The organism is Nocardioides sp. B-3 (assembly GCF_024703895.1).
Lineage (GTDB): Bacteria > Actinomycetota > Actinomycetes > Propionibacteriales > Nocardioidaceae > Nocardioides.
Map to the genome: position 1 here is coordinate 599,436 of NZ_CP087968.1, position 15,713 is coordinate 615,148.

At 71.0% G+C, this 15,713-nt stretch carries 18 protein-coding genes, 4 pseudogenes and 1 riboswitch; of the genes and pseudogenes, 3 read left to right on the forward strand and 19 right to left on the reverse strand.

The features are described 5' to 3' along the window. Window positions 1–96 carry a hypothetical protein gene (locus tag LP418_RS04065; protein WP_257955319.1) on the forward strand — a complete coding sequence of 32 codons (96 nt, stop codon included), beginning with the start codon at window positions 1–3 and terminating at the stop codon, window positions 94–96. 286 nt (window positions 97–382) lie between these two features. Here LP418_RS04065 and LP418_RS04070 read toward each other — a convergent pair. From LP418_RS04070 to LP418_RS04085, 4 genes and pseudogenes are all read right to left on the reverse strand, one after another. Continuing rightward, window positions 383–2,063: pseudogene (locus tag LP418_RS04070) on the reverse strand (DEAD/DEAH box helicase). A gap of 108 nt (window positions 2,064–2,171) precedes the next feature. After that, window positions 2,172–2,459: a DUF3039 domain-containing protein gene (locus LP418_RS04075; RefSeq protein WP_257955320.1), complete on the reverse strand. Its 288-nt coding sequence runs from the start codon at window positions 2,457–2,459 to the stop codon at window positions 2,172–2,174. 46 nt (window positions 2,460–2,505) lie between these two features. After that, window positions 2,506–3,072 carry a YqgE/AlgH family protein gene (locus LP418_RS04080; protein WP_257955321.1) on the reverse strand — a complete coding sequence of 189 codons (567 nt, stop codon included), beginning with the start codon at window positions 3,070–3,072 and terminating at the stop codon, window positions 2,506–2,508. 163 nt (window positions 3,073–3,235) lie between these two features. Then, window positions 3,236–3,715 carry a hypothetical protein gene (locus tag LP418_RS04085; RefSeq protein WP_257955322.1) on the reverse strand — a complete coding sequence of 160 codons (480 nt, stop codon included), beginning with the start codon at window positions 3,713–3,715 and terminating at the stop codon, window positions 3,236–3,238. A gap of 308 nt (window positions 3,716–4,023) precedes the next feature. On the opposite strand from LP418_RS04085, the pseudogene LP418_RS30285 reads away from it, so the two are divergent. Beyond that, window positions 4,024–4,092, forward strand: a pseudogene (locus LP418_RS30285) (hypothetical protein); the annotation flags it as partial. 169 nt (window positions 4,093–4,261) lie between these two features. Then, window positions 4,262–4,576, forward strand: a complete 315-nt coding sequence (locus tag LP418_RS04095; protein ID WP_336276016.1) for a hypothetical protein — start codon at window positions 4,262–4,264, stop codon at window positions 4,574–4,576. 3 nt (window positions 4,577–4,579) lie between these two features. On the opposite strand, the gene LP418_RS04100 is transcribed toward LP418_RS04095, so the two are convergent. From LP418_RS04100 to LP418_RS32345, 15 genes and pseudogenes are all read right to left on the reverse strand, one after another. After that, the gene (locus LP418_RS04100) at window positions 4,580–4,936 is read right to left on the reverse strand and encodes a DUF3048 C-terminal domain-containing protein (RefSeq protein WP_257955323.1); all 357 of its coding nucleotides are present in this window, start codon (window positions 4,934–4,936) and stop codon (window positions 4,580–4,582) included. Next, window positions 4,869–5,531 carry a DUF3048 N-terminal domain-containing protein gene (locus LP418_RS04105; RefSeq protein ID WP_336275900.1) on the reverse strand — a complete coding sequence of 221 codons (663 nt, stop codon included), beginning with the start codon at window positions 5,529–5,531 and terminating at the stop codon, window positions 4,869–4,871. The genes LP418_RS04100 and LP418_RS04105 overlap by 68 nt, the downstream gene beginning before the upstream one ends. 337 nt (window positions 5,532–5,868) lie before the next feature. Continuing rightward, window positions 5,869–6,180 (reverse strand): annotated as a pseudogene (locus LP418_RS32340) (HupE/UreJ family protein); the annotation flags it as partial. Next, window positions 6,105–6,971 carry a hypothetical protein gene (locus LP418_RS04110; RefSeq protein WP_257955325.1) on the reverse strand — a complete coding sequence of 289 codons (867 nt, stop codon included), beginning with the start codon at window positions 6,969–6,971 and terminating at the stop codon, window positions 6,105–6,107. The pseudogene LP418_RS32340 and the gene LP418_RS04110, both read right to left, overlap by 76 nt. Continuing rightward, window positions 6,922–8,451, reverse strand: coding sequence for a metallophosphoesterase (locus LP418_RS04115; RefSeq protein ID WP_257955326.1), 1,530 nt, complete (start codon window positions 8,449–8,451; stop codon window positions 6,922–6,924). Before LP418_RS04115 ends, LP418_RS04110 begins: the two co-directional genes overlap by 50 nt. Beyond that, entirely contained in the window at window positions 8,358–10,355 is a 1,998-nt protein-coding gene (locus tag LP418_RS04120; protein WP_257955327.1) for a hypothetical protein, read from the reverse strand. The genes LP418_RS04115 and LP418_RS04120 overlap by 94 nt, the downstream gene beginning before the upstream one ends. A gap of 159 nt (window positions 10,356–10,514) precedes the next feature. Continuing rightward, a complete protein-coding gene (locus tag LP418_RS04125; protein ID WP_257955328.1) occupies window positions 10,515–11,258 on the reverse strand; it encodes a C40 family peptidase in 744 nt (247 codons plus the stop codon). 2 nt (window positions 11,259–11,260) lie between these two features. Continuing rightward, window positions 11,261–11,437, reverse strand: a riboswitch (cyclic di-AMP (ydaO/yuaA leader). A gap of 218 nt (window positions 11,438–11,655) precedes the next feature. After that, the gene (locus LP418_RS04130) at window positions 11,656–12,222 is read right to left on the reverse strand and encodes an SDR family oxidoreductase (RefSeq protein WP_336275901.1); all 567 of its coding nucleotides are present in this window, start codon (window positions 12,220–12,222) and stop codon (window positions 11,656–11,658) included. Window positions 12,223–12,266: 44 nt separating this feature from the next. Next, on the reverse strand, window positions 12,267–12,422 hold the full coding sequence (locus LP418_RS30290) for an SDR family NAD(P)-dependent oxidoreductase (RefSeq protein ID WP_336275902.1): 156 nt from the start codon (window positions 12,420–12,422) through the stop codon (window positions 12,267–12,269). A gap of 38 nt (window positions 12,423–12,460) precedes the next feature. Further along, on the reverse strand, window positions 12,461–13,456 hold the full coding sequence (locus LP418_RS04135; RefSeq protein WP_257955329.1) for a hypothetical protein: 996 nt from the start codon (window positions 13,454–13,456) through the stop codon (window positions 12,461–12,463). Window positions 13,457–13,620: 164 nt separating this feature from the next. Further along, on the reverse strand, window positions 13,621–13,788 hold the full coding sequence (locus LP418_RS30295) for an HIT family protein (RefSeq protein ID WP_336275903.1): 168 nt from the start codon (window positions 13,786–13,788) through the stop codon (window positions 13,621–13,623). 71 nt (window positions 13,789–13,859) lie between these two features. Further along, window positions 13,860–14,033 carry an HIT family protein gene (locus LP418_RS30300; RefSeq protein ID WP_336275904.1) on the reverse strand — a complete coding sequence of 58 codons (174 nt, stop codon included), beginning with the start codon at window positions 14,031–14,033 and terminating at the stop codon, window positions 13,860–13,862. 15 nt (window positions 14,034–14,048) lie between these two features. After that, a complete protein-coding gene (locus tag LP418_RS04145) occupies window positions 14,049–15,197 on the reverse strand; it encodes an NAD(P)/FAD-dependent oxidoreductase (RefSeq protein ID WP_257955330.1) in 1,149 nt (382 codons plus the stop codon). Beyond that, window positions 15,194–15,640 carry a GTP cyclohydrolase I gene (gene folE / locus LP418_RS04150; RefSeq protein ID WP_442940222.1) on the reverse strand — a complete coding sequence of 149 codons (447 nt, stop codon included), beginning with the start codon at window positions 15,638–15,640 and terminating at the stop codon, window positions 15,194–15,196. Before folE ends, LP418_RS04145 begins: the two co-directional genes overlap by 4 nt. Continuing rightward, window positions 15,594–15,704: pseudogene (locus LP418_RS32345) on the reverse strand (hypothetical protein); the annotation flags it as partial. The pseudogene LP418_RS32345 and the gene folE, both read right to left, overlap by 47 nt. Between the last annotated feature and the right edge of the window lie 9 nt (window positions 15,705–15,713).

A 15,713-nucleotide genomic window follows, 5' to 3' on the forward strand; every position in this document is an offset into this window, starting at 1 on the left:
GTGCTCGTGGGCGGCCCGGGCTTCGACCGCGCCAACGGCGGCTCGGGATTCGACCGCGCCTTCACCGTCGAGCGTCGCTGGAAGATCGAGCGCTGATCCTGCGCCGTACCAACGAATCGGCCGTCGTCCGCACCCGCGGGCGGCGGCCGATCCGCGTCCCGGGCGGGGTGACACTCGCCGTACGCCGCCTCACAGCGGTGAGTGAGCCACATTCGGCCGACTGAAAATGTGGCTCCGTCACCGCCGTCGCGCGTGTCGCCCGCGACCCGCCACACCGGCGGTGCACCACCCACATTTCGCGGCCCGAGAATGTGGCTCACTCACCGCCGTCGGGAGACGGGAGACGAGACGAGACGAGAGACGGTACGGCGAACAGCGACCCTCACGAGGTCTTCTTGACCGCCCACTCGCGGACGCGGTTGATCCGGGCGTGCAGCTGGTCGGCGGAGGCGACGGCCGCGGCCGGGCCTCCGCACTCCTTGCGCAGGGCAGCGTGGGTGATGCCGTGCGCCCGGCCGGTGCGGTGGTGCCGGGCGGCGACCAGCCCGTTGAGCTCGCGGCGCAGCACGGCGAGCTGTTCGTGCGTGGTCACCTCGACGACGGTGTCGGGCTCGCGCGCCGCAGCGGCGGCCTTCTGCTTCTTGGCGCGCTCGCTGGTGCGCGAGTGCAGCAGCTCGCGCACCCGGTCGGGCTCGAGCAGGCCGGGGATGCCGAGGAAGTCCATCTCCTCCTCGGAGCCGACGTGCACCTCGCCGGAATGGCCGAACTCGCCGCCGTCGTAGAGCACACGGTCGAAGGACGCGGTCGAGCCGAGGGCCTCGAAGGACATCTCCAGCTCGTCGGAGGCCGACTCCCCCGCGTTGGCCCGGGCCAGCAGGTCGTTCTCGGCGGCGAAGATGTCGTCCTCGTTGGTGACCTTGCGACCGAGGACGTGGTCGCGCTCGACCTCCATCTCGGAGGCGAAGCCCAGCAGGTGGGGAACGGACGGCAGGAACACCGACGCCGTCTCGCCGCGGCCCCGGGCGCGCACGAAGCGGCCGACGGCCCGGGCGAAGAAGAGCTGGGTGCCCGTGGTGGTGGCCCAGACCCCGACGGCAAGGCGCGGCACGTCGACGCCTTCGGAAACCATGCGTACGGCGACCATCCACCGCTTGTCCGAGTCGGCGAACTGCGAGATCTTCTTCGACGAGCCCTTCTCGTCCGAGAGGACCACGACCGGCGACTCGCCGGTGATCTTCTTCAGGAGGCCGGCGTAGGCGCGAGCCGTCTCCCCGGTCTCCGGCGATGACCAGCCCACCGGCGTCGGGCATGTGGCGGCGCACCTCGGAGAGCCGCTTGTCCGCAGCCTCGAGCACCGACGGCATCCACGACCCCGACGGGTCGAGTGCGGTGCGCAGAGCCTGCGCGTGCATGTCCTTGGTGAGCGGCTCGCCCAGCCGCGCGAGGATCTCGTCGCCGGCCCGGGTGCGCCACGTCATCTCGCCGGAGTAGGCCATGAAGAGCACCGGGCGGACGACGTGGTCGGCCAGCGCGTGGGCGTAGCCGTAGGTGAAGTCGGCCACCGAGCGCGGGATGCCGTCGTCGCCGGGCGCGTAGGTGACGAACGGGATCGGGTTGATGTCGGAGCGGAACGGCGTGCCGGTCAGCGCGAGTCGACGGGTGGCCGGCTGGAAGGCCTCTCGGACGCCCTCGCCCCACGACATCGCGTCACCGGCGTGGTGGATCTCGTCGAGGATCACCGGGGTCTTGAAGCGCTCGGTGCGGATGCGCATGGCGAGCGGGTTGACCGCGACGCCGGCATAGGTCACCGCGATCCCGACGTAGTCCTTCGAGGTCTTGCCCGAGCCGGCGCTGTAGGTCGGGTCGAGCGGGATGCCGGCGCGCGCGGCGGCCTCGGCCCACTGGGTCTTGAGGTGCTCGGTCGGGGCGACCACGGTGATCCGGTCGATGATGCGACGGCCCAGCAGCTCGGCGGCCACCGTCAGGGCGAAGGTCGTCTTGCCGGCCCCGGGGGTCGCGACGGTGAGGAAGTCGCGCGGCGAGGTCGCGGCGTAGCGATCCATGGCGGCCTGCTGCCGGGCACGCAGCGAGGGTGCCGTCCCCCACGCGGCGCGGTCGGGCCACGCCGGGGTGAGGACTGGGGACGGATGGACGGGTTCAGGGGCGCCCCGTCACGCGTCCGGGCCCTGATTGCCCGGACCGTCGCCCGAGCCGCCGCCGGGCTTCATCTGCTCCCAGATGTCCTTGCACTCGGGGCACACCGGGAACTTCTCCGGCGCCCGCGAGGGGACCCACACCTTGCCGCACAGCGCGATGACGGGCGTGCCCATCACCATCGCCTCGGTGAGCTTGTCCTTGGGGACGTAATGACTGAACTTCTCGTGATCACCCTCGTCGGTCGGCTGGGTGCGACGGTCTTCGATCGTCTGCGTGCCGGGCGAGAAACCGATGGTGCTCATGGCGCCCAGCCTAACGTCCGCGGGCGGCGAACCTGACCTTGGTGAGCTAGTTCGTCTCCGGGTCGAGCGGTCGCGTCACGTGCCACGCGAGCTGACCGGGTTGGCGGCGCAGCACGTCGCGCCACAGGCTCGTCGTGTCTGCCCGGAAGGCGTCCGCGGTCTCGCCCGCGACGACGTACCAGCTGCCCTCGGCGATCTCGCCCTGCAGCTGATCGGCGCCCCAACCGGCATAGCCCGCATAGACGCGCACGCCGCCGAGCCCGCCGTCCACGAGCTCGACCGGGGTGTCGAGGTCGAGGATGCCGAGTCGGCCGACCACGGTCCGGAACCCGACCGGGACGTCGTCGGCATCGCTGAGCAGCGCCACCGCCAGCGCCCCGTCGGGGCTGACCGGGCCGCCGTGGAACAGCACCTCCGGCTCGGCGCACAGGGCACCCCGGGGTTCGAGCACCTCGGCGACCGGCACGGGTGAGGGACGATTGAGCACGACGCCCAGCACGCCCTCGTCGTCGACGTCGAGCAGCAGGATGACCGTGTGCGCGAAGTTGGGGTCGATCAGCTCGGCGGTCGCGAGCAGCAGCGTGCCGGGCGCGACGTCGCTGCCCCGGCTCATGGCGTCAGTATGGCGCAGCGTGGCGGCTCGCACGGGGAGCGCCAGTCACACGTGCGCACCCGCTGGACAGCGGACGGCCCCCGTCCGACGCACTGGGAGGGAGGGCGCGGTTGGGAGGAACCGCTGGCGTCGGACGGGGGCCGTCACAATCGGGGGTGGGCCGTCAGGCCGCGTGCAGCACCGCCCTGAGGCGGTCGACCGGGGAGGTCTGCGCCGGGGTGGCGAGGGGCGCGACCACGCGCGATGCGCGGGCCCGCTCGGCGATCAGCTCGCCGGCGTGGGCTGCGAGCGCGTCGCGACCGGAGCTGCGTCCGGCCATCACGGCCAGCATCACGTGCTCCTTGGCCGCCGAGGTCGTCATCGCCGCGGCCATCTCGTCGTCGAGGGGTTCGGCGCGGTGGCGATCAAGGATCGCCAGCACGCCGGGGAGCTCGTCGGCCGTGGCCTGCCGGGCGTCGATGACGGCGGCCTCGAGGTCCATGGGCTGCGTCATGAGCTCGCGCTCGATGCGACCAGCCGGGCGGGTGTGCCACCGCAGTGTCAGTGCGCCGAGCAGGGTCAGCTCGTCGCGGAAGGTCTCGGAGACGCCCTCGACGTACATCGGCAGGTCGCCGTCACGTCGTGCATCAGCTTCAGTGATCACGGTGCGGAGGACTTCTCCGCGGGAGTGAAAGGACTTCCGTGTCATGGCAGCTCCTTCGTCTAGGACTCACATACCGTCGGTACGTACTCAGAGTATGCGACCCGACCGCGGCATTCAAACGAAGCGCCGCGTGACCCCGCCCACACCGCGTCGTCCTACACTCGCCGGATGAGCAAACCCGCCGCCTCCAAGCTGATTCCGAAGGTGCCCGGGGTGCCGCGAGTGCCCAGGTCGACGGACGCAGTACTCCTCGTCCACCAAGCGGGCGTTGGTCGAGGTGGCCGAGGAGCTGTTCACCGAGCACGGCTATCCGGCGACCTCGCTGGACCAGATCGTGGCCGGCGCGCGTCACCAAGGGCGCGCTCTACCACCACTTCTCCGGCAAGCAGGCGCTCTTCGAGTCGGTCTTCGAGCGCGTCGAGACCGAGGCCCGCACGGCGATCCAGACCGGGCTCAAGAGCGAGCGCGACCCGTGGCTCAAGGCCCCGGGCCGGTCTGCGGGTCTTCCTCGACGTCGTCCAGCAGCCCGCCTACCGCCGCATCGTGATGCAGGACGGACCGTCTGTCCTCGGCTACGAGCGGTTCCGGGAGCGGGAGGAGCGTTCGACCTTCGCGACCGTGGTGGAGATCGTGCGCGCCGTACTCACCGCGGGCGACTGGGAGCTCGACGAGGAGATGCTGCAGACGTTCACCCGGATCTTCTTCGGCGCCATGAGCTCGGCCGGCGAGTCCGTCGCGAGCAGCGACGACCCCGCCATGGCCGCGATCCGCGTCGAGGCGGCGATGGGCTTCATCCTGACCGGCCTGCAGTCCCCGGCCGACGCCGGCGTGCAGATCCCGGACCCCGCCGCCCCGGAGTGAGCCCTACTTCGCCCAGGTGACGTTGCCGGTGCCCTGCGGCACCAGCTCGATCCAGGTGCGACCCGCCGGCACCGTGAGCTCCTCGCCCTTCTTGGTCTCGAGCTTGATCGCGCCCGTCAGGCCGTCCTTGGTCCAGGTGCCCTGCACGACCTTGCCGTCGTGGAACAGCTGCGCTGGACCGGTGCCCTCGAACTTCGTCTCCGGCACGGGATAGCCCGCCGGGTCGCGGTAGCCCGCATCACCGATCTCGACGCGCATCACCGGGACGCTGGTCGCCGGGAACTCGTCACCCTCAGCGGCGTAGGAGTTGGTGTTGACGTAGGTGCCGCCCCGGGAAGGCCCAGCTCGTCGTGTGGCCACCGAACGAGGCCGTCAGCGAGCGCGCCTTCTTGCCACCGGGGAAGTCGTCCTCGGAGCCGAAGTCGAGGTAGGGCTTCGGCGCATCGCCGCCCTTGATGCCCTTGGCGATCACGTCGGGGTGCGAGAAGAGGTTGTACGGCGCCGAGCGCGAGTCCTCCCGATAGACGCCCTTGGCGCCCTCGGTGACGAACGGGATGCCCGCCTTCTTGACGCGGGCCGGGGTGACGGCCGCCGCGCCACTGGTGATGACGTGCGCGCCGGTCGGCACGATCCCGATGTCGCTCGCCGCACGCATCGAGCGCACGGGACCGACGACGGAGGGGACCTCGGAGTAGTAGAACGCGGCGAGGCGCGTCATGCCGCCCTCGACCAGCTCCTCGACGACCATGTCGGCCGAGCCCGAGCCGATCTGCGGGGAGCTGGACGACGTGTTGTCGACCTTGGTGACGAGCACGGGGTGGGTGGGGGGTGTCGCCGTCGACCTCGAGGCCGGTGAGGGGCCACAGAGCCGGCTCCTCGGGCGTCTCGGTCGCGTCGTCGGAGGGGTCGGCGGAGGAGGATGAGCTCGACTCCGGGGTCTCCTCGTCGCCGCCACAGGCGGCCAGCCCGGTCAACAGGGCGGTCGCCGCGAGGGCGGCGACGGACAGGCGCAGACGGGGATGCACGGGTACTCCGATCACAGGGGGTGTGGAACAAGTTCGACGCCAAGTGTCACTCCGGGCCCAAACGCCGCGCAGCAGGCGCGCCCAAAGAGTGGTCCCGGTCACACGGGAGCGACCCCGGCTACAAGTCGCTCGACGAACCAGAAAGTGCCGGTGACCGCGACCGGGGTCGCCGCGCCGACCAGCACGACCTGACCGCGCGGCAGCCAGCAGCAGCACCACCACCGGGAAGAGCAGGGCGATCAGGACGAGCTGGACGACCTCGATCCCGACGTTGAAGGCGAGCAGTGCGCCGAGCAGGTCCCACGACGCCGCCTCGTCGAGGCCGATCGCACCAGCGAAGCCCGGGCCGTGCAGGAGCCCGAAGCCGAAGACGACGGGAAGTCGCCAGCGTCCTCCTCGCCCGACCACCGTCAGCACGGCAACACCCACGATCGACAGCGCGATGATCGGCTCCACGATCGCCGCCGGAACCGACACCATCCCCAGCGCTGCCAGCAGGAAGGTCACGCTGTGCGCCACGGTGAACGTGCTCGCCGCCAGCACCACGTCGCGCACCGACCGGGAGCCCAGCACCAGCACGAGCAGGAACAGCAGGTGGTCGAGGCCGAGCAGCAGGTGCTCTGCGCCGAGGACCACGAACGACACCCACTGTCGGGACTCGTCGTGCTCGGCGGGCGTGATCTCCCCGGGTGTCGTCGTCGCCCTTGAGCACCGTGGTGCCCTCGGTGCCGTCGAGGTCGTAGCGCACCAGCGTGGTGGTGCTGTGCACGAACGTCTCCGAGTCGGGGAAGAGCGCCGAGAAGAGCGCGTGCGACCTGCCCGGCTCGTCCCCGCAGTCGTAGCCGAGGTGGATCACGGCCGGGCTGCGGCCGTCGCGTTCCGGTGCGCTCCGGTGCGGCGGTCGGCGTCGCCGTACACCTGACGTCGCCGTAGGCGACCCGGAAGCGGTCCGAGACGTACGCCGCAACGTCGGCCCGGTTCGCCTCGAGCTGTCGGGCCTGCTCGGCCGGATCGGTGGCGCCCCGTGCCTCCTCGCGCAGCCGGGGGGACTTCATCAGCAGGTCGTACTCGACCTCGACGTCGACGAGGACGTCGCTCCCCTCACCGGCGGTCGCGGTGACCCGGGCCGTGGTCATCGACCCGTGGGAGCTGGCCGGGGCGGCGCCGATGACGAGCATCGCCGCCGCCCCGACCAGTGCGAGGAGCAACCTCACCGAGCGAGCACCGTGTCGTCGATCCGGATCGGGCGGCCGTTGACGTCGAGGGTGGCGAAGACGTTCGGCGTCGACGTGGTGACGCCGCCGCCGACCGACCGCGCGGTCACCACCCGTGCGCAAGGCCGTGCCCTGCTTGAGGCCCGCCCACTCCACGCTGGCCACCCGGCCGGACGGCACGGTCGCCTCCCCGATCACGGTCGTCGGCGCGTAGACCGCGACCGAGTCGGTGACGAAGCTGGTGGTGCGGCTGGTCAGGTCGACCGGGAGCACCATCGTGTCCTCCCCGGCCGTTGTAGCGCCGGTCGATGTCGAACTCGGTGGCGCCGAAGTCGTCGAGCAGCGGGGAGTAGGTGTCGACCGACATCTCGCCGCGGTCGACGTCGAACTGCAGCATCCGGAAGAAGCTCGCGCCGAACCGGAGCTGGTCGGTCGGGCTGTAGCCGCCGGCCTCGACGAGCCCGAGCCGGTCCGCGGACACCGTGTAGAACTGGTAGTCCGCGAGCAGCTCGACGACGCCGTTGCCGATGTCGCCGACCTGCGGCTTCACGTTGGTGCCGACGCCGTGCTCGTGGCCCGCGAGGATCAGGAACACGTTGGGGTTGTCGGCCACGATCGTGTTGAAGAGCATCGCTCCGTCGGGCGCCGAGAAGGTCGACCCGCGTCCGTCCGGGCTCTTCGACGGCTTGATGTAGTCGTGCGAGAGCAGGATGCCGTTGCGGCCCGGGAAGCGCTTGAAGACCTCGTCGGCCCACTCCCCCTCGTCCCGCGTCACGCCGTACGACAGACCGACCACCACGAAGTCGAGCCCGCCCGCGGAGAACAGGCCGTAGTGGTTCTGGTTGTCGCCGTTGCGCCACGGCCCGCCGTAGGACGCGTTCTGCCAGCGCGCCGCCGCGGCGGTGTAGCGGTCGGGACCGTAGTAGCGGTTGTAGATCGCCTCGGGCCCTTCCTCGGTGCCGGACTGGTTGTCGTGGTTGCCGGCGATCACGCCGTTGGCCACGCCCGCGTCGTCGAGCACCTGCTGCTGGCGCGACGAGAGCTCCATCTCGCCGACGACCCGGCGCTCGAGCTCGGGCGTCGCGGGTCGGCGGATGTTGTTCTCGATGATGTCGCCGGTGTGCGCGACGTAGGCGATCTTGCGGTCCCGGGCGTTCGCCGCGACCCAGCGGGTCACGTCGCCGTACGCCTTCTCCCAGATCGCGCGCTCCTCGGGCGACTCCTGCTCGACCGCACCCTCGGAGAGGTACTGCGTGTCGGTGTAGTGCACGAGCGAGAAGTCGTAGCTCGCCGGGTCGTCGAAGCCGGCCTTGTCGCTGGCGTCGATGTCGTCGGCGAAGGGATCCGCGCCGGTGACGAGCACGTGCACGAACTGGCCGTCGAGGTATCGCTCGTCGACCGTCGCCGTGAGCACCGTGGCGGCCTCGGCGGCCCCGCGCGCGGCGGCGACCGGGTCCCGGGAGCCGGCGCGGACGTTCCACGCGTGCAGCACGACGCGACGGGCCGGGTCGATCGCGCCTTCCCAGCGCAGGACGGGGGCGGTCACCTTGCCCCGGATCGGTACGTCGAAGCGCTGGTAGGCGAGGTCGGTGGCCGCCGCGGACGGCAGCGTCCCGGTGTCGCCCGGCGCCAGCACCCCGGTGCTCCCCGATCCGCTGCTCCCCCGGGACCTGCAGCGTGGTCGGCATCGTCCCGGTCGTGCCCTGCCAACCCCGGGTGGGCGTCAGGATCTCGGCCTGCGAGAAGACCGCCGTCGTCTGGCCACCACCGGGCTCGGCGACCCCGGCGCTCAGCGTCGCCGTCTCGCCGATGTCGGTCGAGCCCGACGCGGGCGCCCGGGTCGGCCGGGACGTCCGGGATCCCGGCGGACTTGAAGGGGATCTCACGCGTGGCCTCGTTGCCGAGGGAGTCGGTGGCCCTCGCGGTGATCAGGTGGTCGCCGGCCGCGAGGCCGGGCCCGACCATCGCGCCGATCTCCACCGGCTGCCCGTCGAGGGTGTACGTCGCCGTGCCCTCGATCTCGCTGCGGTCGGCCAGCTCCACGGCCAGCGGGACGGCGGACGTGATCGTCGAGCCGGCGGCCGGGGTGGACGAGGCGACCTCGGGAGCGGTGTTGTCCACCACGATCAGTCGCGTCGCGGTCTGGCCGGTCGTCGAGGTGGCGGCCGGGGTGTGGTCGCCGTCGGCGAGCGCGGTGGTGTCGAGCAGGGACTTCACCCCGCCCTGCGGCGAGTCGAGGTTGAAGATCAGGTCGATCTCGCGCTTGGCGGTGGTCGACGACCCGCAGTTGCCATCTCCCATGGAGTAGGACGCCTTGAGGTCCCGGCCCGTCGCCGTACCGGATGCCGGCGCGAGCGCGAGGTTCGAGATGGTGAAGTCGTCGCGGTTCTGTCCGCAGGTCGCGGTCGTGACGCCGGTGACGACCTTGATCCGGTTCATGCCGGGCACCGGGCGGTCGTTGGGGAACATCACGTCGACGCGCTGGCTGACGAAGTCGCCGCCGATCTCGGACTTCATCCCGTTGACGAGGACGTAGCTGTGGTACTTCGCCTCGATCGAGTTGCTGCCGACGTTGAAGCTGAAGGCGGCAGCCCCGTGGCCGAGGGTCGGGGTGATCGGGAGCGGCGAGCCGTCGACGCTGACCGACTCGACCCCACCGGGAGTGCCGGCCGGGAAGGACGCCAGCACCGGCACCTCGCCCGACACCGAGCTGCCGTCGGCCGGCATCAGGCGGGGCGCACCGGCGGGTGCGTTGTTGACGGTGAAGCCGTGCTCGGTCTGCGCGCCCGACTCGGTGACCGCCGTCAGCAGGTGCGCGCCATTGTTCAGGGTGGAGGTGTCCGGGTCGGCGCTGAGCCCGGTCGTGCCGACCGGGTCGCCGAGGACGAAGAAGGTGAGCGTGGCCCGCTTCAGCAGCGAGGTGTTGGTGCCGCAGCTGCCGTCGCCCATCGAGTAGGTGTAGTTGTTCTCCTCGCCGTCGGCCACCTCGCCGAGGAGCTCGAGCGAGAGGTTGCTGAGGACGAAGTCGTCGTGGTTGGTGCCGCAGCTCGACTCGATGGTGCCGGTGACGATCTCGATCGTGTTCTCGCCCCGGACCAGCTCGTCGTTGGGGACCTCGAGCGTGGCCCGCTCGTCGACGAGGTCGGGCAGGTCGATGCGGTGCTCGCCGTTGACGAGCAGGTGGTTGCCGTAGCGCCGCTCGATGGAGTTCGTGCCGACGTCGAAGCGGAACTTCGACGTGCCGACCGTCGGCTCGGCCGCGACCTCACGGTCGTCGACCCACAGCGACGCGACCGAGTCCTCGGCGGTGGTCGGCGTCGAGACCACGGCCTGCCGGCCCTCGAGCCAAGCCCCGTCGGGCGGTGACAGCGTCGGCGGCGTCAGCGCGCCCGCGCTCGGCCTCGGCTTGGGGGCGACCGGCTGCGTGGACGCCGGCGTGATGAACGCACCGGTCGACAACATGGCGACGGCGAGGCCCGGGAGCAGGGCGATCGCCGTCAGCGGCCGGAAGCGGGCAGGGCTCGTTGAGTTGCTGCGCATCGACGCGCGTCCTTCCGTGAAGACCTCGAGACCAGACGTGCGGACGGGCCTGAGCGGGCGCGGCCGTCGCTCAATCTGGTGGCTGAACGAGTACTCACGGAGAGCCGAAAACGTCGGGTCGGCAAACAACCCGCGAATGCGAACGGGCGCCCGCCCGAGCTACCGAACAGTCAGGGGGTCCCCACTGAAATTTTCACCCGTACCGTTCGGTAGCGCGGAGGCGGGCGCGCGTGCCCGATCGAGCCAATGCTCCGTCACGGGAGCGGGCCAGAAATGCGAACGGCCCGCCCGCTCCGAGGAGCAGGCGAGCCGTTCTGACAGGCAGTGAAACCTCAGCGCAGGGTGCCGCCGAACCAGCTGCTGGTCCAGGGGCGCGGCGACGGTGACCCGCTGGCCAGAGCCGGGCGCGTGCACCATCATCGCGTGGCCGTTCTGGTAGCCCACGAAGATCGCGGCGTGGTAGACCCCGCCGGAGTTGAAGAAGAACATCAGGTCGCCGGGGCGCATGTTCTGCTTCAATGCGACACGATGCGTGTACGCCGCCTGGGCACCCGACGTCCGCGGGACGTTGAACCCGGCACGGCGGTAGCTGTAGAACACGAGACCGGAGCAGTCGAACGCGTTCGGGCCGGCCGAGCCGTAGGAGTAGGCGTCACCGCGCTGCGCCATCGCCGTGCGCTGGGCGGTGGTGATGCGGGCGTTGAGTCGCTGGGCGGCCCGCTGCTTGCGAGCGGCCTGCTCCTTCTCGTAGCGCTGGTACTGGCTCTCGGAGAGGACGACGGCGCCGGAGCGCTGGGTCTCCTCGGCGGCATGGGCGGGAGCGACGGCCGGGGTGGTGGCGGTGACTCCCGGGGTGACGAGCGTGAGCGCGCAGGTGCGCGCCATGCGACGGATCGCAGGCATGGCAGATTCCTTTCCCACGCCTGTGAGGTGAGCTGTCGGGTTGGAGCTGGAAAGTGCCCCGCCATCTCGCGATGACTTCACCCCGAGCCGTCCGGAACGCTGGTGAGCGCTGCGGCCGGCGGTGGAACCTGTGGGTCCCCCACTCCTGCCCGATCTTCGTGACTCGGGGGTCCATCTCCGGCGGGCAGGACTCGGCGTTACCGGGGATGGCTATTCGGTTTGTTTGCTTGTGAAGCGACGACGACGTTAGGCACCCCCGTGCCAATAAATCCAACCGGCCGACACGACTTGGGGGTCGTGTCGGCCGGTCCTGAGCGTAAAAGTGGGTGGTCGGCGTGAGCAGCGTCTCGCGCTCGCAGCTGCTGCCCCGGACCGCGAGAAGCCGGTCCGGACGGGATCAGCCGAGCTTGGCGCCACCATCGACGTAGAGCGTCTGGCCGGTGATGTAGGAGGCCTCGTCGCTGCACAGGAACGCCGCGGCGGCGGCGATGTCCTCGGGGAAACCGACCCGGCGGACCGGGTTGTGGTCGGCGTTGAGCTTGCGGAACTCCTCGACGTCCATCTTGAGCCGGGCGGCGGTCGCGTCGGTCATCTCGGTGGCGATGAATCCGGGGGCGATGGCGTTGGCGTTGATGCCGAACGGGCCGAGCTCGATGCCGAGCGTGCGGGTGAAGCCCCGGACACCCATCTTGGCGGCGGAGTAGTTGGCCTGGCCGCGGTTGCCGAGCGCGGAGACGCTCGAGAGGTTGAGGATCTTGCCGTACTTCTGCTCCACGAAGTGCTTCTGGGCGGCCTTGGTCATGTTGAACGGGCCCTTGAGGTGGACGCCCATGACGAGGTCCCAGTCCTGCTCGGTCATCTTGAAGAGGAGGTTGTCGCGGGTGATGCCGGCGTTGTTGACGAGGATGTGGATGCCGCCGAGGCCGTCCACGACCGCCCGGATCGCGGCTTCCGCGGCCGCCACGTCGGAGACGTCGCAGCCGATGCCGATGGCCTTGGCGCCCTCGGTCAGCTCGATACGACCGGCCGCTTCTGGGCCGCTGCCTCGTCGAGGTCGACGATGGCGATCGACGCGCCCTCCGTGGCGAAGCGCTGCGCCGTACCGAATCCGATGCCGCGTGCGGCTCCGGTGATGACTGCGACGCGACCGTCAAAGCGACCCATGGTGACTCCTCAAAACCTGTGATGTGGACGGCCCGACACTAGTACCCCCGGGGCCGCGGCTCGTCCCAGGCCAGCACGTGGCCCCAGTGCTCGCGCCTGCCCAGCGTGAGGACCATCTCCTCGACCTTGGTGACAGGGTCGAAGAGGGAGAGTACGGCGCGGGGCGGGCCCTCGTCGCAGGTCGCGGTGTGGGCGATGACGAGCCGGTCGTCGCGGGCGTCGACGAGGCTGATCCCGCCCGTGCTGCCGGGCACGCGCACCTTCTTCGCGTCGCCGGCGGCGTTCTCCCGGACGATGAAGGAGCCGCCGCAGGGGCCGTTGCCCTCGTAGTAGGCGCGGCCGCCGACGACGCGCATGTCGGTGTCGTCCCAGCTCGGTCCGCGGAAGTCCGGGCTGCCGGTCGCGCGCAGGCCGGCGCGGGGCGTGATGGTGCCGTCGAGGGCGATCGTGACGAGCTGGCTGCCAGTGCGGGAGTAGCAGGAGGCGAGCAGCTGGGTGTCGCCGTACCAGCGAAGGGGCCGGCACTCCCCCGGTGTGGAGATCTCGCGCGCCGCCGAGCCGTCGAGAGGCAGGATCGTGACGTGGCCGACGCCGGCGACGACGGCCGCGGTGCCGTCGGGAGTGCTGATGGGGCCCCATGACGACTCGCCCCGACCGAGGAGGGTGCGCGTCCCGTCCCGTGCGATCGAGAAGATCTTGCCGCCGATGTTCTGCGTCAGCACCCCGGCGCCGTCGGGTCGCAGCCCGGTGGCCGACTCGCGCCCGGGCAGCGCCGGGGTCTGGCTGGCGCCGGACTCGAGGTCGAGCCTGATCGCCTGGCTGCGGCGCAGGCTGACGTAGCGCTTGAGCAGGGCGACGCGGGTGTCGGGGTCCCAGCCGATCAGGGTGAAGTTGCTCGGGTCGACGTTGTTCTCCATCGGCTGCCTGCGCGTGGCGTAGAGCGAGTAGCGGACGCCGTCCGGGGAGACCAGCTCCGGGCTCCGGGCGCGGGCGGGCCTGTCGACCCCGGCGCTGCGGATGACGGTGGTCAGCACCCAGCCGTCACCGACCTCGTCCCACGGGACGCTGGCCCGGCGTTCGACGGCACTTCCCTGCCCGGGCCGGAGCGACCAGCACCCGGGACCAGCAGGGCGATGAGTGGTGCGAGCAGCCTCTTCATGCCGGTGTGACGCGAGTGACCCGTGTTTCGTTGCGCCACTCAGGAGTCGAGCTGCGCGCGGAGCCGGGTCGCGTAGTCGTCCATCTCGCCGGCGGCGTACTTCGTGCGGGGCCAGAAGAACCCGCGCAGCCCGTCACCCTTGGTGCGCGGCACGACGTGCAGGTGCAGGTGCGGCACCGACTGACTGACGGTGTTGTTGATCGCCACGAAGGAACCCCCGGGCGCCGAGGCCGGCCTTCATGGCCGTCGCGAGGTCCTGCGCGGCCGCGAGGAACCCGTCACGTTGCGCCGCGGGCAGGTCGGGCAACGTCTCGACGTGCGCGCGGCACCAGCAGGACGTGCCCCTTGAAGACCGGCCGCTGGTCGAGGAAGCCCACCACGCCCTCTCGCTCCAACACCACCGAGGCTGTGAGGTCACCGCTGATGATCTGGCAGAACACGCATCCGTCCACGACGGCGAGCGTAGATCAGCGAGCAGCCCGCACCTGCTCCTTCAGCTCGTCGGACACGTCCCAGTCGTTGACGTGCATCGCGGCGACCAGCAGGTCCCCGCGATACCACCGGGCCACGAGCGAGTCGCCGGACCCCTCGTCGATCTTGACCGCGTCGTAGCCCGCCGCCCCGGGGTGGCCGAAGTACTCGAGTCCGAGGTCGTACTGGTCGGAGAAGAAGAACGGCAGCTCGTCGTAGGCGCCGGGCTCCCCCATCAGCGCGTGGGCCGCGAACTTGCCCCGGCTGACCGCGCTCTGCCAGTGCTCGACGCGCACGCGCTCACCCAGCAGCGGGTGCGCGTGGTTGGCGACGTCGCCGGCGGCGAACACGTCGGGGTGGCTGGTCCGCAGACCGGCATCGACCAGGATCCCGTTGTCCGCGTCGAGCCCGGCCTCCCCGGCGAGCGCGTCGTCCGGGGCCGCACCGACGCCGATCACGACCGTGTCGACCTCGGCCTCGGTGCCGTCGCTGAGGACCGCGACCCGGTCGCGCAGTGTCTCCAGCGACGTGCGTGTCCGCAGGTCGACGCCGTGCTTGCGGTGGACGTCGGCGAGCCGTTCGCCCAGCTCGGGCCCGAGCACCTTGAGCAACGGCTGCTCGGTCGGCTCGACCAGCACCACCTCGGCCCCGAGCTCGCGCGCGGTGGACGCGACCTCCATCCCGATCCAGCCTCCGCCGACCACCAGCAGCCGGGCGCCCGGGGTCAGCCGCTCGTGCAGTCGGCGCGAGTCGTCGATGCTGCGGAGGTAGGCGACCTCGATGTGGTCCGTGCCCGGCACCGGCAGGCGGCGCGGCTGAGCGCCGGTGGCGATCAGCAGCTTGCTGAACGGCTGGCTCCCCTCGGCCGTCCGCACGAGGTGGGCGTCCGTGTCGATGCTGTCGACGCGGGTGCCGGGCCGGACGTCGATGCGGTGCTCGCCGTACCACTCGAGAGGCTTGAGGTAGGTGTCCTCGAGTGACGCCTTCCCGGCGAGATAGCCCTTGGAGAGCGGAGGACGTTCGTACGGCGGATGCGGCTCGTCCGCGAACACGACGAGCTCGCCGTCGTAGCCGTTCTCCCGCAGCTCGACGGCGGCGTGGCCCGCGGCCATCCCTCCGCCGATGATCACGATCGGGGCTGTCATCGGACTCCTCCGTTCACCGGGGTGAGGAACTCGGCGCGTGCCGCGGCGTTCTCCCGCAGGTGGCCGCGCAACGACGAGGTGGTCGTCGTGGAACCGGGCGCGCGGGCGCCGCGCAGCGTCATGCAAGTGTGCTCCGCGACCAGCAGCACGCCAACCCCCTGCGGGTCGAGCTGCTCCTCCAGCAGGTCGGCGACCTGCATCGTCAGTCGCTCCCGGGTCTGCGGCCGGCGGGCGAAGTGGTCGACCGTGCGGGCGAGCTTGGACAGGCCGACGATGCGACCACGCGGCAGGTAGCCGACGTGCGCGACACCGGTGAACGGCAGCAGGTGGTGCTCTGCAGACGGACTGGAACGGGATGTCGCGCACCAGCACCAGCTCGTCGTAGCCCTCGGTGTTGGCAAACGTGGTGAAGTCGAACTCCGGGACGTCGAGCAGCTCGGCATAGGCCAGCGCGAGGCGGCGCGGCGTCTCGGCGAGGTCGGGCGTCGCCGGGTCGTCGGGATCGATGCCGAGCCC

Excerpts from the sequence above, each read along its gene's own strand:
- LP418_RS04095 (WP_336276016.1), top strand. The coding sequence starts at position 4,262 with ATGCAGGACGGACCGTCTGTCCTCGGCTACGAGCGGTTCCGGGAGCGG.
- LP418_RS04075 (WP_257955320.1), bottom strand. The coding sequence starts at position 2,459 with ATGAGCACCATCGGTTTCTCGCCCGGCACGCAGACGATCGAAGACCGT.
- LP418_RS04125 (WP_257955328.1), bottom strand. The coding sequence starts at position 11,258 with ATGCCTGCGATCCGTCGCATGGCGCGCACCTGCGCGCTCACGCTCGTC.
- LP418_RS04145 (WP_257955330.1), bottom strand. The coding sequence starts at position 15,197 with ATGACAGCCCCGATCGTGATCATCGGCGGAGGGATGGCCGCGGGCCAC.
- LP418_RS04080 (WP_257955321.1), bottom strand. The coding sequence starts at position 3,072 with ATGAGCCGGGGCAGCGACGTCGCGCCCGGCACGCTGCTGCTCGCGACC.
- folE (WP_442940222.1), bottom strand. The coding sequence starts at position 15,640 with ATGCCGAGCTGCTCGACGTCCCGGAGTTCGACTTCACCACGTTTGCCA.
- LP418_RS30290 (WP_336275902.1), bottom strand. The coding sequence starts at position 12,422 with ATGGGTCGCTTTGACGGTCGCGTCGCAGTCATCACCGGAGCCGCACGC.
- LP418_RS04120 (WP_257955327.1), bottom strand. The coding sequence starts at position 10,355 with ATGCGCAGCAACTCAACGAGCCCTGCCCGCTTCCGGCCGCTGACGGCG.